The organism is Clostridium lamae, from assembly GCF_033043255.1.
Classification (GTDB): domain Bacteria; phylum Bacillota; class Clostridia; order Clostridiales; family Clostridiaceae; genus Clostridium; species Clostridium lamae.
Genome location: NZ_JASCQJ010000026.1, coordinates 24,085 through 47,915 on the forward strand (window position 1 = coordinate 24,085; position 23,831 = coordinate 47,915).

Genomic DNA, 23,831 nt, shown 5'->3' on the forward strand with positions numbered 1-23,831 from the left:
GTTTTATCCACTTCTTAAATATCTTCTTCTATTGGCTTCTCTCCATAGAAGAAAAATTTAATAAGCATAATTGAAGAATAGCTTAAATTAAAGAATTCATTATACTCTTTCAAAAGACTACCTAATCTAGGATCGCTTTCTAATCCCTTATCAAAGTTATATCTAAAGTTTTCCTTACCTAAGATATCACTATGATTAATTACTGACTCTATATTCAAATTTTTAAATTTAAGTAATTTTAATAATGTTAGTAACCTTCTTCCGATATCCCTATTACCATTTAGTGATGCTTGGTATTTAGCTAAATTAGAATTCAAATTTTTAATTAAATCATTCTTAGGATATGTTAATCCCCATAACTCACTGTCGACATCAATAATTATCAATTTACCTCCTGGCTTTAATATTCTATATATTTCTTTTAAAGCTGCTATAGAATCACTTAAATGCTGAAATATAAATCTAGCTATTATAATATCAAAATAATCATCAGGCATAGAGCTATTCATAATATCATCTTGGATAAAAGTAACTCTTTCCTTATAATCCTCACTTAACATATTATTCGCATAATTAAGTAATGTTTCATCAACATCTAATAATATAACTTCTGAGTTACTAAAATTATCTAATAAAATCTTGGAATAGAATCCTGGTCCACTCCCAACTTCTAAGATTATGCTATCATCAGCTACACCTAAATTTCTAAGCATTCTAACTTCTCTGTCAGAGCCTAAATTAGCTTGTTTCTCTAATCTTTTTATTTCCCTTTGAAACCCAATTTGTTTATAAATATCGCTATATGACATTATCTTTCTCCTAAGATTATTAACTTTATATAGTATATACTTAAAATTAACAAGTGTTCTAAATAATAAAGAATATAAATTTCCATATAATAAAAAGGACTCTTAGTTATAACTAAAAGTCCTTTTTTATTAATCTACTGATTTTAATGATTCAACCATTTTCACCTTCTTTAGTTTATAGTACATAACTATATTAACTAAGACAGCAAATACTATAGTTAATAGAGCCGATATAATGAAACTTGGTAAATCTATATTTCTTCCAAACATCATATTATCGATTTCTACAGTAAGCATTATAAACCTATGAAGTAGTACTCCTAAGCCTGCACCAAATATTATACCAAAAACAGTTAATATAACATTTTCACGATAAATATATGCTGAAACCTCTTTATCATAGAAGCCTAATACTTTTATAGTTGCTATTTCCCTGATTCTCTCACTAATATTTACATTGGTTAAATTATATAAAACAGTAAATGCTAGCGCTCCTGCAGAAACTATAATTACTATTATTACATAGTTTAAGCTCTTTATCATATTATCAAAATTCTCTCTAACACTATCATTAAATGAGACACCATTAACTATTTCCTTTTCCATAATACTCATAGAAAAATCATCTTTATTTTGAATATTCTCTGCATTAACTATGATAGAGTTATATATAACGTCCTTATTAAACACTTCTTTATAGTACTTTGGTGACATATATGCATAATTAAAAGTATAGTTTTCAGAAATTCCAGAAATCATCATAGAATATTCTTTGTTATTTACTTTAATTTTAATCTCGTCTCCAACTTTAACCTTAGCCTGTTTAGCAGCTTTCTCAGTCAATATTATGCCACTATCGTTTAACTTTAATTTTTCTTTTGAAGTTCTATTAACAAAATTGATGAAATCTCCTATTTTCCCTATGTCTTCAGGAACTATAATATAAAGATCTTTTTCTGTATTATCAGATTTTATCTTACCACTTTCAGAAGATATCATAAGTAGTTCATCTATTTCATTATAATTATTTAATTCATCTTTTAACTGATTTTTTTCTAATTTACTTACATCTTTATCAATATTAATAGTCAAATTATATTTAAAGATATGTCCAAATTGCTTATCTACAATTGTTTTAATTGAATCTTTAATTCCAAATCCAGTAACAAGTAATGCGGTACACCCAGCTATTCCGAAAACAGTCATAAAGAATCTTTTCTTATATCTAAATATATTTCTAACAGTTACTTTACCTATAAAACTTAATTTGTTCCATACAAATCCTATTCTTTCAATTAAAATTCTCTTTCCTTCCTTAGGAGCTTTAGGCCTCATTAACATTGCTGGTGTCTCAACAAGTTCTTTATAGCAAGCTAACATTGAAGAAATAGTAGTAACAGCAATTGATACTATAGTAATCATAAATGCTATAGGTATATTAAACTCAAGCTGTATTTTAGGTAAAGTGTACATAATTCCATATGCATCAAAAATAACTATTGGAAAAACTGTATATCCTATAGCAAGACCAACTAAACTTCCTAAAAAGCTAGCAGTAAACGAATAAATTATATATTTTGACGCTATTTTATTTTTAGAATATCCTAATCCCTTTAATGTTCCGATATTTACTCTTTGTTCATCTACCATTCTAGTCATGGTTGTTAAACAAACTAAAGCTGCAACTAAAAAGAAAAATACTGGGAATACCTTTGCCAGCTTATCTATACTATCTGCGTTGTTCTTATAATCAACATAAGAATAATGACTATTCCTATCTAATACATACCAACTTGGTTCCTCTATAGCTTTTATATCATTTTCAGCTTTTATAATCTTCGCTTCTGCTGCTGCTATTTCCTTTTCAAATTTTTCTTTAGATTCTTCATATTCTTTTTTACCATTTTCTAATTCTATCTTACCATTTTCTAATTCGATTTTTGCACTAGCAAACTGATTTTCAGCTTCAATCTTGCTTCTTTCTAATTTCGCTTTATTTTCATTTAATAACATTTGAGCATTATTTAGTTCATTTTCATTAGCTTTAATTTGTTCTTCTGCTTGTTGTATTTTTTCAAATGCAGAAGTTATTTGATCACTTATATATGAGATACCAGTATTTAACTCATTTCTGGTATTATATAATACACTTAATTCATTATTTATTTGATTTTTTTGTTCTTCTGTTAAGTTGCTATTTTTTAATTCATTCTCTTTATCTTTAATTCTATTATCTAACTCTTTTTTATTATTTTCTAATGTCTTTAAAGTCTCTTTACCTGTATTTATAAGGCTTTCTGCACTTGCTTTTTCTTCATTTAAAGTTTGTTTCGCTGCCTCTAATTGTGCTTTGCCACTATCTATTTTATATTGACCTAAAGATATCTCATTTTCAGCTTGAATTATTGTAAGTTTATAATCTGTTTCTTTTTTAAATAATTCATCTTCACCAGTTTTTAGCGCTTCCTCTGCTTCATCTAGTTGTTTTTTTGCATCATTTAGCCTATCTTCACCATTTTTCTTTTCTTCACTTAACTTATTCTTACTTTCATTTAATTTCTTATTTGCTTCTTCAATAATCTCTTTATATCTTATTCCTGCTCGTTCATTCCCTAGTGATTCTAATGATATTTTTACTGTTTCAACTAAATCAAAATATTTATCTGAATAACTATTTAGTTCTTTAGCATCCTTTATAGTGACATATGTTTCAGTATAAGCCTGTATTTTAAAATTATCCAAAGGAACTACTACATAGCTTGAAACCTTACCATTTCCTATAGTAGCTGTACCTTTTTCATTAGATAAGTAATACGGAGTTTGTACTTTACCAACTATCTCAAATTCAGTATTTTCTAAGCTTTCACTTAAGTCTTCATTACTTCCTGATTCTAGCTTAATCTTACTGCCAATAGCTAAATCTAAATTGTTAATTTTCCCTTCCTCTATAACGCATTCATTTGGATTCTCAGGTAATCTTCCTTGAATTAAAGTATATCTATTAACATAATTGCTATTATCTAGTGGTATCCCCATAACTTTAACAACGAATTCTGATGATCCAACCTTAGTAACTGTATCTAAAGAATATGTAGGAAATACATCCTCTACACCCTCTATTTTTTTTATTTCATCAATATCTTCGTCAGTAAATCCTAATGTAGAATATAAAGTCAAGTCCATAAAATTATTATCATCATAATATTTATCTGCTGTTTTTTTCATGTCTATTGGAGCTACTTTTATACCTGAAAAAAATGCTACTCCTAAAGCAATAATTGCAAAAATGGAAAAAAATCTTCCCTTTGATTTATTTATATCCCTTAAGACATCTTTAAAAAATGCATTTTTCATTTTTACCATTCAATCCTTTCTACTGGAGTAGGATTGTCATTTAACGTTATACTTTCAATCATACCATTCTTTACTCTAATTACTTTGTCTCCCATAGGGGTTAATGCAAGATTATGAGTAATAATAATAACTGTCATATTATGTTCTCTACATGTATCTTGTAATAATTTTAATATTGCTTTTCCCGTATTATAATCTAATGCACCTGTTGGTTCATCACAAAGCAACAATTTAGGATTTTTAGCTAGTGCCCTAGCTATAGCAACTCTCTGTTGTTCTCCTCCAGATAATTGAGAAGGAAAGTTATTCTTTCTTTCTTCTAATCCTACTGCGTCTAAAACCTCTGATGGATTAAGCGGATTCTTACAAATCTGAGTAGCTAATTCAACATTTTCTAAAGCAGTTAGATTTTGAACTAAGTTATAAAATTGAAAAACAAAGCCAATATCAAAACGCCTATATGAAATTAAATCTTTTTCTGTGTAACTACTAATTATATTGTTGTCAACAATAATTTTTCCGCTAGTTGAAGTATCCATTCCACCTAATATATTTAATATTGTACTTTTACCAGCTCCACTAGCTCCTGCAACTATTACAAATTCACCTTTTTCGATTTGAAAAGATACCCCCCTCAAAGCATCAATATCAACTTCCCCCATTTTATAAGTCTTTTTAACATCTTTAAATTCTATAAAGCTATCCAAAATTATACCTCATTCCTATTTAAATTAGATAATTATCTCCTTATGTGGAACTAAAAAATTTATCGCTTTTCTCTCCAAAGAAATATTAATATTTTTTTCTATTAATATTTCTCCATCAATACATACAGTAAAATCATTTTTTGATTTGATCTCAATATATCTACATTTTTTATAGATAAAATATTTTTTCATTTCTTCATTATCTAAATGTTCTCCTCTTTTATATACATTAATTAATTTTATTAACTTCAATCTAGATACCTTTTTAAATATACAAACATCTATTAAGCCATCATTAATTTTAGCTAGTGGTGCTCCCTTATAACCTCCTCCATAGGTCATTCCATTAGCGACAACACAAAGTAAAAAATCTCCCTGTATAACCTCATCATTATCTATTAATATTTCCAAATTAGAATACATTTTATGTAATAAAGAATAAAATGTAGCAAGAGTATAAATACCTTGTCCACTCAGAAGAGGAAAATGCTTAAATTTATTCATATTTTCTGCAACCTTTGCATCAAATCCTATGTTACATAAGTTAACAGAATACTTATCATTGACTTTTAATAAATCAATTTCTTCTTCATTAGATTCTATTTGTCTTTGAATATCAAAAAAACTATGGCTTGAACTAAAGTTATTTATAAAATCATTTCCTGTTCCATAAGGTATTACAGAAGCACTAGCATTTTTATATCCAATTAACCCATTAATAACTTCGTTAAGTGTACCATCTCCACCACATGCATAAAATCTTAAATTTCCACTTTCAGTTTTACATATATTTTCTGTAAAATTTGTAGCATCATTTTTACCTTTGGTAATATAAATTTGATATACGTCACTTTTATTCTCAAAAGCTTTTTGAATTTCATAACTTAATTTTTCTGAAGCATCAATCTTTCCAGCTTCAGGATTAATTATAAAAAAGTGTTTAGTATCAGTCATAAATTTCCTCATTCTCTTTCCTATAAGTATTGTTTAAAAATAGTATACTATAATAAGAAAGATTTATCATTATTTTAATTCTATTCCAGTTAAAAATAATAGCTATACCTACTATAGTTGTAGATATAGCTTCTTGTAAATATCTTTACAAGTAATTATTTAATTTTGCATTTGATAACATTAGTTTTATTCTATTTTCTTGATTTATCTTTGATTGAGACGCATCATAATCTATTACAACTATATTAGCCTCTGGATTCTTGTCAACAATTTTTCTGATAGCTCCTCTTCCAACAATATGATTAGGTAAGCATCCAAAAGGTTGAGCACAAATAATATTATTTGCACCTGAGTGTATAAGTTCAAGCATATTTGCAACTAATAACCAACCCTCTCCCATTTTAACTCCATATCCAATATAACCATCTGCCATCTTTCTAACTTCATCAAAATCAGTTGGTCCATCAAATCTAGAGTTTTCTTGTATAACTTTATTTACTTTTCTTTGAAGTTTCAAAATAATCTTATAACCTAAAGAAGCAAATTTAGATTTTATATAGCCCATCTTATATAATTTATAGTCCATAATAGAATCTATTATACAATAGTTAACAAAATCCATAAGACCTGATTGTACAACTTCAGCATCTTCTTTAACTAAGAACTCTTCAAGATGGTTGTTCCCCATTCTTGAATACTTCATATATATTTCTCCAACTATACCAACTTTTATTTTACTATCGTTCGTTACTTGTATTTTATCAAAGGCTTTAACAATTTCTTTAGATATTTTTGATAATTTTAAATAACTAAGATTTGAAAATTTATTTTTTAAATTATTCACAATCTTCTCTAGAACAATATCAGATTCACCTTTATCAATTTCATAAGGCTTAACCTTATTGTATAAGTACATTATTAAATCACCATATATTACAGCGTAAAAAAGCTTAATTATAACAATGGGACCAAGATTTAATCCAGGATGCTTTTCTATTCCTGACACACTCAATCCTATAGCAGGAACTTCTGAAAACCCACTATTTTGAAGCGCTTTTCTTATTAAATGAATATAATTAGAAGCTCTACATCCTCCACCAGTTTGAGTCATAATCAGGGCTGTTTTATTAACATCATATTTACCACTTTTTAATGCAGATATAAATTGTCCGATTACTATCATAGCTGGATAACATATATCATTATTAGAATATTTTAATCCTTCTTCTATTATAGAAGATACATCATCCTCTAAAAATTCTATATTAAATCCATAATCATTTAATATCTTATCCATTATTTTAAAGTGAATTGGTAACATATTAGGAGCCAATATCTTATAACTATTCTTCATTTCCTTTGTAAAAACTTTATAACTCTTACTCATATACTTTCCACCTACTCTTAACCGCCTCTACCATACTTCTTATTCTAATTTTTGCTGCTCCTAAATTATTTGTCTCATCAATTTTTAATTGAGTATATATTTTCCCATTGTCCTCTAATATGCTCTTTATTTCATCAGATGTAATAGCATCAGTGCCGCATCCGAAAGATACTAATTGAACTAACTGCATGTCCTTATTTTTTACAACAAATTTAGCTGCATTAAATAATCTTGCTTGATAAGTCCATTGATTTAATACATTTACAGTTACATTATCATAATCAAAAGGTATAGAATCCTCTGTTAAAATTACCAAGTTTAATGAATTCATCATTTTGTCTAATCCATGATTAATTTCTTTATCAATATGATAAGGTCTTCCAGATAAAATAACAATTAATAAATCATTTTTTCTACCATATTCAATTGCTTCTTTACCTTTTATTAAAATACCGTTTTTAAAATCTTTATATTCTTTAAGCCCAATTTCATATGCCTTACTTATATCTTTCTTTGATATCCACGGATAATAACTCTTTAAGCTTTCATATAGATTTTCTGTAGTACTTTTTTTAGAATTTAAATCTAAATATGGATATATGAAATTGCATTTATATACATCAGGCATATTATTTTTAATTACCTCAGGATAATATGCAACTAAAGGACAATTATAGTAATTATCTGAAATTCCTTCATCATAATTAAAAGTCATGCACGGATAAAAAATATTCTCATTATTTTTTTCAATAAGACTCTGAATATGTCCATGTACTAGTTTTGCAGGATAACACGCAGTATCAGAAGGTATTGTGTGTTGTCCTTTTAAATATAGCTTTTTAGAAGAGGCATCTGATAAAACAACCTTTATTCCTAAATAATTAAAGAACTTCACAAAGAACGGCAAATTTTCATACATATTTAAAACCATAGGAATAGCGATACTCCCTTTATCACCAAAATTATTAGCATACTCTAATAGCTTCAAATTTTTATATTCATATAAATTAGGAATATTATTATCATCATATTTTCCAGTTGGTTTTGAACATCTATTTCCTGATATATATTTTCTGCCTCCATTAAATGTATTAATGGTTAAGTTGCATTTATTAGTACAAAGTCCACATTTAATTCCATTAGAACTATGAGTGAAATTCTCAAGAGCTTTGGGACTGATTATTTTACATTCTTCTGTTTTTTCCTTTTTTGAATATATTGCTGCACCATATGCACCCATTAGCCCTGATATATTTGATCTTATAACATTTTGATTTAATTCTATTTCTAAACTTCTTAAAATAGCATCATTACATAATGTTCCACCTTGAACAATTACATTTTTTCCAATATTTTTTGTTCTAATAACTTTGTATAAAGCGTTTTTTACAACACTGATTGATAAACCAGCTGAAACATCTTCAATAGTTGCACCATCTCTTTGAGCTTGTTTTACTGAAGAATTCATAAAAACTGTGCATCTTGATCCTAAATCAGCAGGGTCTTTTGCAAATAGTCCTAATTTCGAGAAACTTTCAACATCGTATCCCATAGCCTTAGCAAAAGTTTCTATAAAAGATCCACATCCAGAAGAACAAGCTTCGTTTAATATTATACTTTTTATTGCATTATTTTCTATTTCGAAGCATTTAATATCTTGTCCACCAATATCTAAAATAAAGTCTACATTAAGGTTAAACTTGCTTGCTGCAATATAATGAGCCAATGTTTCTACTATACCATAATCAATACTAAAAGCTTTTTTTATTAATTCCTCACCATAACCAGTAACAGCGCTACCTTTGATTTTAATTGTATCTCTAAAATTATCATATATATATTTTAATTGTCTTTTAATTACCTTTACTGGATTGCCTTCATTATGAGAATAAAATTGATATATTATATTACTATTATCATCAATTAAAACAAATTTTGTTGTTGTACTTCCTGCATCTATGCCTAAATAAGCATCTCCTCTATATTCATTTATATTTTTAATTAAAACCTTAGCTTTATTATGCCTATTTAAAAATCTCCTATATTCATCTTTGCTTGAAAATAATGGTTTAGTACTTTTATTTATACTAATAATATGTTTGCCATTATCTAACTTAGATTTCAACTCTTCATATGTATAAGAATTTTCTTCATTTCCAGCAAATAAAGCAGCTCCCTTTGCAACAAACACATCAGCATCCTCTGGAACTATTGCTTCATCTTCATTTAACTTTAATTTTTTTATAAACATATTTCTAAGACCTTTATAAAAATATAATGGTCCACCTAAAAATAATATATTTCCCTTTATCTCTCTACCTTGAGCAAGTCCTCCAATAGTTTGATTTACTACAGCATCATAAATACTTACTGCAATATCTGCTTTACTTGCACCTTGATTCAACAATGGTTGAATATCTGATTTAGCAAATACTCCACATCTAGATGCAATTGGATAAATATTTTTATAATCAAAACTAATTTTATCTAAATCCTCAACGGTAATACCCATTAAACTTGCCATTTGATCTATGAAAGCGCCAGTACCACCAGCACAACTAGAATTCATTCTCTCTTCTAGTCCATTAGTAAGATATATGATTTTAGCATCTTCTCCACCTAGTTCTATTACAACGTCTATATTACTAAATAGTTGTTTTACACATATAGTTGTTGCAAAAACCTCTTGAACAAAGGAAACTTCAGAGTCAATTGCTAATCCATATCCAGATGAACCAGTAATTGAAACCTTAATTTTATCATCCAATACACTATCTTTAATCATATTAAGTTCCCTTAATACTGTTTCTCTTACTTTTGTTAGATGCCTAGTATAACTTGTATAAATTATTTTATCATTTTCATCTATCAATACTAACTTTACTGTAGTAGAACCTGCATCTATCCCCAATCTATATACCACTTTTATACCTCCACACACATTTAAATTATGTATATCCTATAAAATTAAATTTTATAGGATATACATTATATAGCTTTACAGCTATCTCTTATAATTAATTTAACTGGTAACACTATTTTTTTACTTAAATCTCTTTCCTCTCTTATCCTTTCCATTAAAGTATCTAAAGCTGTTTCCCCCATATAGTCTGTAAATACCTTAACCGTAGTAAGAGAAGGAGATAAATATTGAGCAGTAGCTATATCATCAAATCCAACTACACTTATATCATTAGGTATATTGTACCCTTCTTCTTGAATAGCCTTATACGCTCCGATAGCCATAGGATCACTAGCAATAAAAAATGCAGAAGGTATTTTTTCTAATTTCAATGCTTGCTTCATTAATGCATAACCATCATCTGGTGTGAAATTTCCTTTAAAAATCCATTCTGATTTATAATTATTAATATTGATCATAAAGTTTTTATAAGTAGCTTCTCTATAATTTATTAATTCAATTCCATTGTTATAACTATTATGTGGAATAACCTTAGCCCCAATATAACCTATATCCCTATGTCCCAAGTTATATAGATAATCAAGTGCTTTTTTAGCACCATATTTTAAATCAACGACTATGGAATCAAATTCCCATTCTTCTGGTGAAGAATCAATAAAGATAATATTAGGTGATAATTGCTTTAATCTTATTATTTCATCCTTTTCAAAAATACCAATGGCAATTATTCCATCTAATCCTTTATAATTATATGTATCATCTTTTAATATTTTACTAAAATATAAAGATTTGAAACCTATATTATCTTCAATACATTTTTTTTCTATTGCCATTCTAATTGATAGAAAATATGGATCATTCAATTCTTTAGTTTCATTAAATGAGCATACAATTCCAATAGTATAATTCTTAAGCTTATTTTTTCTTTCTTTTATAGTTACATAATTCATTTCTTCAGCAATTCCTAAAACTTTCTTTCTTGTCTCCTCAGAAACATTAAGAGTCTTATCAAAATTTAATATTCGAGATACAGTTGCAATAGAAACCCCTGCAGCATTTGCAATCTCTTTAATGGTTGCCATAGTAATCACCTCCATTATAATAGTATATATTTAAATATAATTAAGATGAGGCATATGAAATGCCTCATCTCTAGTATTAATTAATTGATATTTTTAAATTTTCTACATATCTATTAATTGCTTCTTTCCCTTCAGCATCCCATTTAAATACACCACAATGCTCTAGTACCTTAGTAAATACATTAGCAACCTCATTTTTAACTATAGAGTCAACATTATCAATTGTTATATTTTTATTATTATTTTTTATTGTCTCATACCAATCATAATGAATTTTCATATTATCATAATTATATATATCATCTTTCATAGTAGTTAAAGATGTTTTTATTATTTGAAGTTCATCTTTTAATCTAGATGGAAGAACTGCAAGTCCTAACACTTCTATTAATCCAATATTCTCTTTCTTAATGTTATGGAGTTCACTATGTGGATGAAAAATTCCATCTGGATATTCTTCACTTGTTTTATTGTTTCTTAAAACTAAATCAAGAATATAATTATCATTTTCTTTCCTAGCTATTGGAGTTATAGTATTATGAGGAGTATCATCAGTGAATGAATAAATTCCAACTTTATAATCATTATATTTTCTCCAATGATTATATATTTTGTAAGCTAATTCACTTATTTCCAATCTATTATTACCTTTTAATCTTAGTACAGCTAAAGGCCACTTTACAATAGATAATTGAATATTATCATAATTTTTTAATTGGAACTCAGTATAATTTTCTGCTTTATTCATAGCGAATTCGTAATTACCACCTTGATAGTGATCATGTGTTAATATTGAGCCTCCAACAATAGGTAAATCCGCATTTGAACCTACAAAATAATGTGGAAATTTCTCAACAAATTCTAACAATCTATCAAAAGTACTATTTGTAATCTTCATTGGAACATGATTTTCAGAAAAAACAATACAATGTTCATTATAATATGCATACGGTGAATATTGTAAATACCATTTTTCATCCTTCAAAGTTAAAGGAATAATCCTTAGATTTTGTCTTGCTGGATGATTTATACGCCCTCTATATCCTTCATTTTCTTTACATAAAAGACATTTAGGATACTTAGCAGCAGGCATATTTTTAGCAGCTGCTATAGCTTTAGGATCTTTCTCTGGTTTTGATAAATTAATAGTTATATCTAACTCACCATACTCTGTTTTACTTTTCCAAACCATATTTTGTGCAATTCTATCTGTTCTAACATAGTCACAAGCAGTACTAATATTATAAAAATAAGATGTAGCCTCTTCCTTTGAATCTTTATACTTTTCATTAAAAGTTCTTATTACCTCTGAAGGTCTTGGCATTAATACTGCCATAATTTTAGTATCTAATAAATCTCTATAAATTGGAGTATTAGATTCTAAAACTCCATTTTCAAAAGCAAAATTTAATATACTATCTAGAATAAGTGTAGGAGTGTTTAAATCCTCTTCTTCTAATTCTACATTCTCGTATTCATCTAGATTCAAAATACTTAACAATGAATTTCTCACAAAAATAACATCATCTTCAGTAAATAAATTATGCTTTATACCATAATTAATTAATCTTTTGATTTCTCTATAAATTCTCATGTTACACCTACTTGTTGAATCCCATAGGATTGTTTTTATGCCATTTCCATGCAGAATTTATTATATCTTCAACGTTATCAAATTTAGGTTCCCATTTTAATGTCTTTCTTGCTTTTTCAGAAGAGGCAATAAGTCTAGCAGGATCACCAGCTCTTCTTTCACATATTTTAGCTGGTATTTCATGTCCAGTTACCTTTCTAGCAGCTTCTATCATTTCTTTTACTGAGAATCCATTTCCATTACCTAAATTGAATATATCACTTTCATTCCCATTTCTTAAATAATCTATTGCTAAGATGTGTGCATCTGCTAAATCAATAACATGAATATAATCTCTAATACAAGTACCATCTTCAGTATCATAATCCTCTCCAAAAATTGATATAAATTCTCTCTTTCCTAGGGGAACTTGTAATATTAATGGTATTAAATGTGTTTCAGGACTATGATCTTCTCCTATACTTCCACTTACATGAGCACCAGCTACGTTGAAATATCTTAATGATACATATTTAACTCCATGTGCTATATCAGCCCATTTCATCATTTTTTCCATAGCTAATTTAGTTTCACCATATGCGTTAGTTGGTTCTGTCTTATCTGTTTCAACTATAGGCATTCTAGTAGCTTCTCCATAAGTTGCTGCTGTTGATGAAAATACTATTTTCTTAACATCATTTGCTACCATAACTTTTAATAAAACCTCTGTTCCATGTACATTATTGTTATAGTATTTTAATGGGTTAGTCATACTTTCACCTACTAAAGAGTTAGCAGCAAAATGAATTACTTCTGTAATATTATTTTCTTTAAATACTTTATCTAATTCTTCTTCATTTCTTATATCAACATTATAAAATTTAGCCTTAGAATTTACAGCTTCTTTATGTCCTGTTTCTAAATTATCTACAACGACTACTTCTTCTCCTCTTCCAATTAATTGATATACTGCATGACTACCAATGTAACCTGCTCCACCACAAACTAAAATCATATTAATACCTCCTAAATTTCCCTAGTTCCATTTCCAACTTCAGCAATGTAAAAACTAGCTTCATATCCTATTTTATTTTTGTATCCTTGTCCAATAGTTTTTATAAAATCCTCAACACTATCTTTTTTTACTAATGCTACTGTACAACCACCAAAACCAGCACCTGTCATCCTAGCGCCTAAAACTCCACTATGGTTCCAAGCTAGCTCAACTAATGTATCAAGTTCTATACCTGTTACTTCATAGTCATCTCTTAAAGATATATGAGATTCATTCATAAGCTTACCAAAAGTAATTAAGTCATTTGATTCTAAAGCATCTTTCGCCATTAATGTTCTTTGATTTTCATATACCGCATGCTTTGCTCTTTTCAATCTAATTTCATCTTTAATTAACTCTTTATTTTTTTCAAATTCATCAATTGTAAGATCACCTAATGAACTAATATTAAGTTTTACTTTTAATTCTTCTAAAGCTTTTTCACATTCACTTCTACGCTCATTATATTTAGAATCTGCCAATCCTCTTCTTTTATTGGTATTAGCAATAACTAACACTTCATTTTTTAGCTCTATAGGACAATAATTATATTTTAAAGTATTACAGTCTAATAGTATAGCATTATTTTCCTTTCCCATACCTATAGCAAATTGGTCCATTATTCCACAATTAACACCTACAAATTTATTTTCAGCTTCTTGAGAAAATTTAACCAAATCAACTCTATTTATTTCAAAATTAAATAAGCTATCTATCATAACTGCTATCAAAAGTTCTAATGATGCAGATGAAGATAATCCAGCTCCATTTGGAATATTACCGTAAATAACTACATCAAAGCCTTTATTAATATTATATCCATGTTTTTTCATTACATCAATTACACCCTTAGCATAATTAACCCAATCATGTGCTTTTTCAAATTTAATATTGTTTAAAGAAAATTCTATCACACCAACTTCTTCAAAGTTACTAGAAAACATTCTTACTGTTTCATCTTCCCTAAGCCTTATAACACCATAAGTTCCAAAACTCAATGCACAAGGAAATACATTACCACCATTATAGTCAGTATGCTCTCCAATTAAATTAACTCTTCCAGGTGAAAAAAAGTATCTCTCTTTACCATTTTCACCAAAAATATTCTTAAAGGTATTTTTAATTTCCTCTCTCATAATATCTCTCCTATATATATTTATAAATATTTACCATTTAAGTCTAGCATATAAAGAAAACATTATCAATAAAGTTTTACTAATAATTTTACCAATAATTTTACTAAGTTTTACTAAGCAGAAAAAGATGGTTAAGCTTTAACACTTAACCACCTTTTGTATTTCCAATTAAATTTATGATATTTCTGAATTCTCAAATTGACTATTATACAATGATGCATAAAAACCATTCTTATTTAACAATTCTGTGTGAGTACCTTGCTCAACTATGTCTCCTTCATTCATTACTAAAATTAAATCAGCATCTCTTATAGTTGATAATCTATGAGCAATTATAAAACTAGTTCTATCTTTCATCAAATTATCCATAGCTTTTTGAATAAGAACTTCTGTCCTTGTATCAACAGAACTTGTTGCTTCATCTAAGATTAATATTTTAGGATCTGCTAGAATCGCACGTGCTATAGTAAGCAATTGCTTTTGTCCTTGTGATACATTGCTTGCATCTTCATTTAATTCAGTTTTATATCCATCAGGTAGTGTTTTAACAAAATGATCAACATGAGCCGCTTTTGCAGCTTCTATCACTTCTTCATCACTTGCTTTTAAATTACCATATCTAATATTTTCTATAACACTTCCATTAAATAGCCATGTGTCTTGAAGTACCATTCCAAATATTCTTCTTATATCATTTCTCTTAAAATCATTAATATTATAGTTATCTAACAATATTTCGCCGCTATTTAACTCATAGAATCTCATTAATAGTTTAACTATTGTTGTTTTTCCTGCTCCAGTTGGTCCAACTATAGCTATTCTTTGTCCTGGCTCTACTTTGCTTGAAAAATCATTGATTATTATTTTATCTTCATTATATCCAAAATGAACGTCTTTAAATGTAACTTGCCCTTTTATTTCTTCAATATCGATTGGGTTAACTCCATCATCAATTATTTCTTCTTCTTCTAGGAATTCAAAAACTCTTTCAGCAGCTGCTGCAGTTGATTGCAATACATTCGCAATTTGAGCAGCTTGTGCTATTGGCTGATTGAAAGATCGAATATATTGAATAAAGGATTGAATATCACCAACTTCTATATAATTTCTAACAGTTAAATATCCACCTAAAATTGTGATTGCGACATATCCTATATTACCTACAAAGGTCATTATTGGCATCATCATGCCAGATAAAAATTGAGATTTCCAAGCTGAATTATATAGAGTTTTATTTAAATCATTGAATTCTTCAACAGCTTTCTCTTCACCATTAAAAGCCTTCATTATATTATGTCCACTATATATTTCTTCAACATGCCCATTAACATGACCAAGAAATTCTTGTTGTTTTTTAAAGTATTTTTGAGATTTCTTAACAACAAATGATATAAATAATCCTGATAATGGAACTATCAATAGCGCAGCAATTGTCATTGAAACACTTATTGAAAGCATCATAATTACTACACCGATTAAAGTTGTAATAGATGTAAATACTTGTGATAAACTTTGATTTAAAGTATTACTCACAGTATCTACGTCATTCGTTACTCTTGATAAAACTTCTCCATGAGTCATTTTATCAAAATACTTCAATGGCATTTTATTTATTTTTAATGAAATTTCTTTTCTTAAGTTATATGAAACTTTTTGAGCTATACCTGACATTATATATCCTTGAATAAAAGCAAAGATTGCACTAACTACATATAAAACTACTAAGATGGCAATTATATTTCCTATATAAGTAAAATCTATACCCGCACCTGCTTCACCTGAAATTTTACTTACTAACCCTTCAAATAATTTTGTAGTTGCTCTTCCTAATATTTTAGGTCCAACAATAGAAAAAGCTGCACTGCCAATAGCAAATATTAAAACTATTATTATTGATATTCTGTATGGTTTTAAATAATCCATTAATTTTTTTAATGTCCCTTTAAAATCTTTGGCTTTTCCACCAGCAAGATTCATTCCTCCCATTGGACCACCAAAGCCACCAGGTCTTCTACCTTTTACATCATTACTCATGACATTAGTTCCTCCTTTGAAAGTTGTGATAAAGCTATTTGCTTATATACTTCACAGTTTTCGAAAAGTTCTTTATGAGTTCCTATCCCTGCAATTTTTCCCTCATCTAAAACTATAATTTGATTTGCATCTTTTATTGTATTTATTCTTTGAGCTACAATTATCATTGTTGCATCTTTAATATTATCCTTTATCGCTTTTCTTAATGCAGAATCAGTTTTAAAATCTAAAGCTGAAAAGCTATCATCAAATATATATATTTCAGGTTTTTTTACTAAAGCTCTAGCAATTGATAATCTTTGTTTTTGCCCTCCAGATACATTAGTACCTCCTTGAGATATCTCACTTTCATATTTATTGGGTTTAGCTTCTATAAATTCTGCAGCTTGTGCTATATCAGCTGCCTTCTTTAAATCTTCTTTTTTTGCATTAGCTGAACCATATTTTAGATTACTTTCGATAGTCCCTGAGAATAGTACTCCTTTTTGAGGAATATAACCAATTCTTTCTCTTAGATCTTTTTGATTAACATCTCTAATATCTACACCATCAATTTCTATCTTACCTTCTGTAACATCATAGAATCTAGGCATAAGATTAATTAAAGTAGATTTTCCACTACCTGTGCTTCCAATTATTGCTGTTGTTTGCCCAGGTTTAGCTATAAAACTTATATCTCTAATAACATAGTCTTCAGCACCAGGGTATTTAAAACTAACATTTTTATATTCTACATACCCTTTCTTTGAACTTTCAAACTCTTTAGTTTCTTTTTTGTCTTTAATAGATAAATCAGTATATATAACTTCACTAATACGTTGAGCCGATACAGATGCACGTGGAAGCATGATTGATATCATAGAAATCATTAAGAATGACATAATTATCTGCATAGCATATTGTATAAACGCCATCATATCTCCTACTTGCATCTTCCCTAAATCAACTTGATGTGAACCAACCCAAACTATAAGTAGTGTTAATCCATTCATAATTAACATCATAATTGGCATCATTGAAGACATTAGTCTGTTAACAAATAAATTTGTTTTAGTTAAATCAAGATTTGCTTTATCAAATCTCTTCTCTTCATACTCTTGTGTACTAAAAGCTCGTATAACTAACATACCTGTTAAACTTTCTCTTGTTACTAAATTTAACTTATCAATTAATTTTTGTACTAACTTAAATTTAGGCATTGCAAAAGAAAATAATATACTTACTAGTAATACTATTAATATTACTCCTATAGCAATAGTCCATGTCATATTAGTATCTGTTCTTAATACTTTTAACACTCCACCTACTCCTAAAATTGGAGCATAAAATATTATTCTAAATAACATCACCATTAAACTTTGAATTTGCTGTATATCATTTGTACTTCTAGTAATTAAAGAAGCAGTAGAAAATTTATCGAATTCAGTATTTGAAAAGTTTGTTACTTTTTTAAATACATCTCTTCTTAAATTTTTTCCAATACCAGCTGCAATTCTAGCTGATAATAATCCAACGATAACAGTAGCAATCATACTAATTAATGCTATGCCAAGCATTTTAAGTCCAGCTATTGATATATACCTAGTTTGTAAACTATCTATATCAATACCTATTGCTTTATATTCTGCTTTAACATATGATACAGCTGATTGTTTAATCATACTTTCAGGCATTTCATCAAACTTTTCATTTATACCTTTTATTAAATCATTAAGTTGTTCCTTTGGTAAGTTCTTAAGAATTGTGAAAATATCTACATTTTCTGGCAAATTATTAATAGCATTTTCACCATTTCCGTTGCTAAAATCGAAATCATCTAAATTATCAGAATTTATTCCATAAACTATTAGTTCTGGTTTAGCTAAAATACTATTTAACTCATTTATTATGGTTTTATCTTTTGTATTAAGCTCATATAAATCCTCTTTCTCTAATAAAGGATATTTAGTTAGATAATCTTTATACTCATCCTCTGTTAAATTATCTTTACTAATTAATTTGTAGTTATCCTCTACTTTATTGATGTCATTATCATCAATAAAAAGTGATAGCTTTTCTTTTTCACTTTTTCTTATTATTTTTGGAACCGAATTTTCAACTCCACCTTGTTGAATACCTACATTAACTATATTGGACATATAATCTGGAAGTGATAGCTCACTAACAGCTTGAATAAATAGTAATGCTATTATAACAATGATAGAACCTATAAATGGTTTCAAATACTTTGATAGCTTCATCATTTTATTTTATCTCCTTTCAAAATATGTATTAACTATATTATAAATATACGCTACTATAAATATACGTGCATATAATATACTAATTATATTTTCATAACTATTATATGTCAATAACAATTATACTTGTATAACTTTTTTTTTTAGTTTATAATAAAATAAAAAATATAGGAGGATTTTATGAATAATAATGAAATGATGACTATAACAGATAATTTATTAGATTTATTCATGAATATACATAATAAACTTTTAAATCCAAACCAAATGATTAAAGGAAGTAATATGCCTCTATCTCATATGAAAGTAATTTTTTATTTAGCAAAGAAAAAAACAATGTCCGTCTCAGATGTAGCTAAATGTTTAGATATATCAAAACCCAATATGACTCCTATTATAGATAAATTAATCAATGAAGGTTTTGTGCTTAGATATACAGATCCAAAAGATAGGCGTAAATATAATATTGAACTTACAGAGAAAGGCTATATATTTATTAATGAAAAGAAATTAGAGATGAAATCCAATTTAACTAATAGACTTTCTTTTCTTGAAGAAAATGATTTAATGAGATTAGACTCCATAATAAATAATATGAATGAAATAATTTCAAAACTGGAATAAAAAAGATAAAAAATATGATGCTAGCCGTTCCATAAAAGGATCCAAGTCACGCTAGCATCATATTTTTCTATCTTTTATGTAGAGGGAATAATCCCTCTATGTTATGAATTATACAAAAGTTACTTTGTAATAAAATTATTTTATTTAGTATTTATTATTTATTATTTATTATTTGTTCTATTTTTATATTAAGTATATTATTCGATTGATTTAACATCATAGCCTTCATCTTCAATAGCATTAATTAATATACTGTTATCAACTTCTGTTTCTACTATGGCCTTCTTTTCTTCTAAACTTACTTCTAAAACATTGACTCCATTTATATCTGTTAATGCTTCCTTTACATGTGATACACAATGATTACAGCTCATACCTTCAATATTTATTGTTTTTTTCATCATAACCTCTCCTTTATCTTGTTATTACTTTGTCTAGTATTTTCATTATTTCATTGATTTTTTCATCGCCATTTCCATTTATAAACGCATCTTTCACACAATGTGACAAATGATTTTCTAAAATTATTAAATTAGCTTTTTTTAACAAAGATTGTGATGCAAATATTTGATTAGATACATCTATGCAATATCTATCTTCTTCAATCATTTTTATTATTCCATCAATTTGTCCCCTAGCAGTTTTCAAAGACTGCAAAGCTTTTTTTCTTTCATTATTCATATTACACCTCCCCACCCCATCGGGGTGTACATAATTAAATTATAGTGTTAATAAAAATTTTGTCAATAGCACTTCTAATAAATACTATTTCTATCTATATGAATAATAATCAACATTTCATTAAAAATTTATACATAATAATTTAATAAGAAGTAAAACTAAAAATATGGTGATATTTTGATATTTTTGTTGACTTTTATGATTTTTTTGAAAATTTTCTATTTTCATAATTGAATTTAATGATATAATAATAGCGCATCAAAGATGTGGGAGGGTGAGGGATAAAGAAAAGAGGTTTTACAGAAAGGATGGACAAATTATTCAAACTAAAAGAACATAAGACAAATTTTAAAACCGAGCTAATAGCAGGTTTGACTTCTTTTTTTGCTGCAGTATATATTATTATAGTTAATGCAAGTATTCTAAGTGATGGAGGGATATCACAAGAACCATTAATTATTGCAACTGTTTTTGCATCTTTTATAGGATGTTTACTGGTTGCGATAATAAGTAATACTCCTTTAGTAGTTATGCCTGGAATGGGAATTAATGCATTATTTACTTATACTATAATATTAGGTATGGGATTAACTTTTAATCAAGCATTAGCAAGTGTTGTTATTGCTGGAATACTATTTCTATTGGTAGCAATTACACCTTTATCTAAGATTTTAGATAAATCAATTCCAAGTTCAATAAAAGAATCTATTACTATAGGTATAGGACTTTTTATAACATTTTTAGGACTTCAAAAAAGTGGACTTATTATATCTGACCCCACAACATTTGTTAAAATTGGAGATCTTTCAAATCCAAGAATATTATTCTTTATATTTATTTTCATATTAACATTAATATTATTTGCTAAGAATATTCCCGGAAGCTTTTTAATTAGTATAATTACTGGTACTATAATAGCAATTGTACTTAAATTTGTTGATACAAGTAATTTATCCTTTTCACTACCTAATTTTTCAGAATATAAAGATATATTCTTTAATATTGATTTAAGTGAAATAATGAACATAAAGTTTTGGATTTCAACATTTTCTTTAACTTTAGTTATAGTTTTTGAGAATATAGGTTTATTACATGGTCAAATTAATGGACTTTTAAAGGCTCCTGAAAAACAAAATAAAGCATTAAATTCTATAGCTTTATCTACAATAGCATGTGGTTTTCTTGGAACTAGTCCTTCAGTATCAACAGTTGAAGGAACTGCCGGTATTGCTGCTGGTGGAAAAACTGGACTTACTTCATTAATATCAGGTATATTATTACTTATAACTTTAATACTTATACCTTTCGTTAATGTAATTCCTAATGAAGTTATAGCACCTATACTAATAATATTAGGAAGCTTAATGATTAAAGGAATAGTACATATTGATTTTAATGATATTTCTGAAGCTATTCCTAGCTTTTTAATAATAGTATTAATTCCTTTAACATTTAGTATAATTGATGGAATTGCATTTGGATTTATATCTTATGTAATAATGAAAATTGCTACTAAAAAATATAAAGATATTTCTATAGTAATGTATTTAATAGCATTTACTTTTATTATTTATCTATTACTTAGTACAATATAGACTTTAATATATAAATATAAAATTTAAAGCTCCTTAATGACTTGACAAGCCAAGTACATTAAGGAGTTTATTTTTAATTCAAAATTATTAACTATTTATTTTGGTCATTTTTTATAAAGTTTAGAAAATTTTCAATTATTAATGCTGTCATACCCCATATTACATATTTATTATAATTATAAAAAAGTGATTTATATACGCCTTCTTTAAATTTATATTTTTCGCCACCATTAATCAAATGATAAGGGAAACTTTTATTTCTTTCAACATTAATTTTACTTATATTTTGCAATGGATCATTTTTTATTAGCTTATCAATTGGTGCTAAAAAAATATGATCAACTTCATCCTTATTAATATCAATATTATTAAAATTCTTTATATAACCTAAAAATGGGTGAACAATCTGTCCATAATGAGTTACTAATATATCTAAAGGAGTTATTATCTCAAAATCTTCTTTATCTAATCCTAGTTCTTCACAAATTTCCCTTTCAACAGTTTCCAGGGGATTTTCATTATTTTCTATTCTTCCACCTGGTAATGATATATCACCTGGTTGAGTTCTCATATGAAGTGCCCTTACTTGAAAGAGTATTTTCGTTTCATTTTCTATATCTACTAATAATATTGCTACAGCTGCCCTTTTCATATTATTCCAGCCATTAATATAAGGAATATAATCGTTATATTTTTTAATTATCTCATTCAACATATTCTCTCTTCCTTTTATTTATAATAAAGCCTCCTTAGGAAATAACTTCTATGGAGGCATAAACATTCTATTCTGATATAATCTTATTTATAATTTCTACTCTTTCGTCACCTAAATAAGGATATAATTTTAAAGAAAAATTTCCTTCTTTATAAATTCTTTCTTCGTTAGCGGAAACTATTTTTTTCACTTTAGCACTTAGTTCATCATAACTTATTAGGAATTCTAAGTAATTATCTACTAGATCCTTTAAACAAGTTGCTAATTCCTTTGGATTTCTATATACTGTTCTCATATTTATCTCCTTGTATTTTTTATTCTAATTACAAAATAATTATAATGTTTATTATAATTTTTTTCTAGTATATTTTGAACTCCTTTAAAACATAAATTTATAAAATTTACCCTCTAAAAGATAATTTTTAATTTATTCTCATAATTTTAATACCATTTTCCTTAAGCCAATCTTCAGCTTTTTTATAATCTTTATTATAATTTTCAACTAATTTCCAAAAATCACTTGAGTGGTTCATATGCTTCAAATGAGAAAGTTCATGTACTATTATATAATCTATAACATAAGGAGGAGCTAATATAAGTCGCCAATTTAGGCGAATTTCTTTTTTAGTATTACAACTCCCCCATCTAGTTTTTTGATTTCTAATTAAAATTTTAGATGGATGTAAAGAGTATTTATATGCTAATTCATTTGTTCTTTTTATTATTATTGCATTGGCTTGCTCTTTGTACCAATTTGATAATGTTAATTTTACATTATCAGAATCAGTATTTTTTGTTTTTATAGTTATAATTTCATCATCTATATCAATTTTTTCATAATTAGAATCCACTATTTTAAGTAAAAGCTCTTTTCCTAAAAATATTATCTTATTTGAAGTATTATAATGTTCATTCATTATTTTATTATAATTACTTATTATCCATTTCTGTTTTTTTACTAGT

The 23,831-nt window shown here is 27.2% G+C and carries 19 protein-coding genes; 2 read left to right on the plus strand and 17 right to left on the minus strand.

All coding sequences use genetic code 11. The features are described 5' to 3' along the window. Positions 1-14: 14 nt before the first annotated feature. From QK892_RS12460 to QK892_RS12515, 12 genes are all read right to left on the minus strand, one after another. A complete protein-coding gene (locus tag QK892_RS12460) occupies positions 15-809 on the minus strand; it encodes a class I SAM-dependent methyltransferase (RefSeq protein ID WP_317273863.1) in 795 nt (264 codons plus the stop codon). A gap of 129 nt (positions 810-938) precedes the next feature. After that, positions 939-4,172, minus strand: a complete 3,234-nt coding sequence (locus tag QK892_RS12465; RefSeq protein ID WP_317273864.1) for an FtsX-like permease family protein — start codon at positions 4,170-4,172, stop codon at positions 939-941. Continuing rightward, on the minus strand, positions 4,166-4,870 hold the full coding sequence (locus tag QK892_RS12470) for an ABC transporter ATP-binding protein (protein WP_317273865.1): 705 nt from the start codon (positions 4,868-4,870) through the stop codon (positions 4,166-4,168). Before QK892_RS12470 ends, QK892_RS12465 begins: the two co-directional genes overlap by 7 nt. Before the next feature lie 24 nt (positions 4,871-4,894). After that, positions 4,895-5,824: a diacylglycerol/lipid kinase family protein gene (locus tag QK892_RS12475; protein WP_317273866.1), complete on the minus strand. Its 930-nt coding sequence runs from the start codon at positions 5,822-5,824 to the stop codon at positions 4,895-4,897. 145 nt (positions 5,825-5,969) lie between these two features. Beyond that, positions 5,970-7,211 (minus strand): 2-hydroxyacyl-CoA dehydratase, encoded by a 1,242-nt coding sequence (locus QK892_RS12480; RefSeq protein ID WP_317273867.1) that lies wholly within the window; start codon positions 7,209-7,211, stop codon positions 5,970-5,972. Next, positions 7,204-10,134: an acyl-CoA dehydratase activase gene (locus tag QK892_RS12485; RefSeq protein ID WP_317273868.1), complete on the minus strand. Its 2,931-nt coding sequence runs from the start codon at positions 10,132-10,134 to the stop codon at positions 7,204-7,206. The genes QK892_RS12480 and QK892_RS12485 overlap by 8 nt, the downstream gene beginning before the upstream one ends. Before the next feature lie 65 nt (positions 10,135-10,199). Further along, positions 10,200-11,216: a LacI family DNA-binding transcriptional regulator gene (locus tag QK892_RS12490; RefSeq protein WP_317273869.1), complete on the minus strand. Its 1,017-nt coding sequence runs from the start codon at positions 11,214-11,216 to the stop codon at positions 10,200-10,202. Positions 11,217-11,292: 76 nt separating this feature from the next. After that, positions 11,293-12,810, minus strand: a complete 1,518-nt coding sequence (galT, locus tag QK892_RS12495) for a UDP-glucose--hexose-1-phosphate uridylyltransferase (RefSeq protein WP_317273870.1) — start codon at positions 12,808-12,810, stop codon at positions 11,293-11,295. A 7-nt stretch (positions 12,811-12,817) separates the two neighbouring features. Beyond that, entirely contained in the window at positions 12,818-13,804 is a 987-nt protein-coding gene (galE, locus tag QK892_RS12500) for a UDP-glucose 4-epimerase GalE (protein WP_317273871.1), read from the minus strand. A gap of 11 nt (positions 13,805-13,815) precedes the next feature. After that, a complete protein-coding gene (locus tag QK892_RS12505; protein ID WP_317273872.1) occupies positions 13,816-14,979 on the minus strand; it encodes a galactokinase in 1,164 nt (387 codons plus the stop codon). 174 nt (positions 14,980-15,153) lie between these two features. Beyond that, positions 15,154-17,013 (minus strand): ABC transporter ATP-binding protein, encoded by a 1,860-nt coding sequence (locus QK892_RS12510; RefSeq protein ID WP_317273873.1) that lies wholly within the window; start codon positions 17,011-17,013, stop codon positions 15,154-15,156. Then, the gene (locus tag QK892_RS12515) at positions 17,010-19,256 is read right to left on the minus strand and encodes an ABC transporter ATP-binding protein (RefSeq protein WP_317273874.1); all 2,247 of its coding nucleotides are present in this window, start codon (positions 19,254-19,256) and stop codon (positions 17,010-17,012) included. The genes QK892_RS12510 and QK892_RS12515 overlap by 4 nt, the downstream gene beginning before the upstream one ends. Positions 19,257-19,433: 177 nt before the next feature. Here QK892_RS12515 and QK892_RS12520 point away from each other — a divergent pair, with 177 nt between their 5' ends. After that, a complete protein-coding gene (locus QK892_RS12520) occupies positions 19,434-19,877 on the plus strand; it encodes a MarR family winged helix-turn-helix transcriptional regulator (protein ID WP_317273875.1) in 444 nt (147 codons plus the stop codon). 197 nt (positions 19,878-20,074) lie between these two features. Here the strand turns inward: QK892_RS12520 and QK892_RS12525 are convergent, their stop codons facing one another. After that, complete coding sequence (locus QK892_RS12525) at positions 20,075-20,281, minus strand: heavy-metal-associated domain-containing protein (RefSeq protein WP_394855031.1); 207 nt, start codon at positions 20,279-20,281, stop codon at positions 20,075-20,077. Positions 20,282-20,291: 10 nt separating this feature from the next. Further along, the gene (locus QK892_RS12530; protein WP_317273876.1) at positions 20,292-20,558 is read right to left on the minus strand and encodes a metal-sensing transcriptional repressor; all 267 of its coding nucleotides are present in this window, start codon (positions 20,556-20,558) and stop codon (positions 20,292-20,294) included. A 308-nt stretch (positions 20,559-20,866) separates the two neighbouring features. On the opposite strand from QK892_RS12530, the gene QK892_RS12535 reads away from it, so the two are divergent. Then, a complete protein-coding gene (locus QK892_RS12535; protein ID WP_317273877.1) occupies positions 20,867-22,153 on the plus strand; it encodes an NCS2 family permease in 1,287 nt (428 codons plus the stop codon). A 91-nt stretch (positions 22,154-22,244) separates the two neighbouring features. Here the strand turns inward: QK892_RS12535 and QK892_RS12540 are convergent, their stop codons facing one another. The 3 genes from QK892_RS12540 to QK892_RS12550 all read right to left on the minus strand — a co-directional run. Beyond that, positions 22,245-22,868: an NUDIX hydrolase gene (locus tag QK892_RS12540; protein ID WP_317273878.1), complete on the minus strand. Its 624-nt coding sequence runs from the start codon at positions 22,866-22,868 to the stop codon at positions 22,245-22,247. A 67-nt stretch (positions 22,869-22,935) separates the two neighbouring features. Next, entirely contained in the window at positions 22,936-23,163 is a 228-nt protein-coding gene (locus tag QK892_RS12545) for a TIGR04540 family protein (protein WP_317273879.1), read from the minus strand. A gap of 127 nt (positions 23,164-23,290) precedes the next feature. Continuing rightward, on the minus strand, positions 23,291-23,831 hold a 541-nt coding region (locus QK892_RS12550), incomplete at its 5' end, for a M48 family metallopeptidase (RefSeq protein ID WP_317273880.1).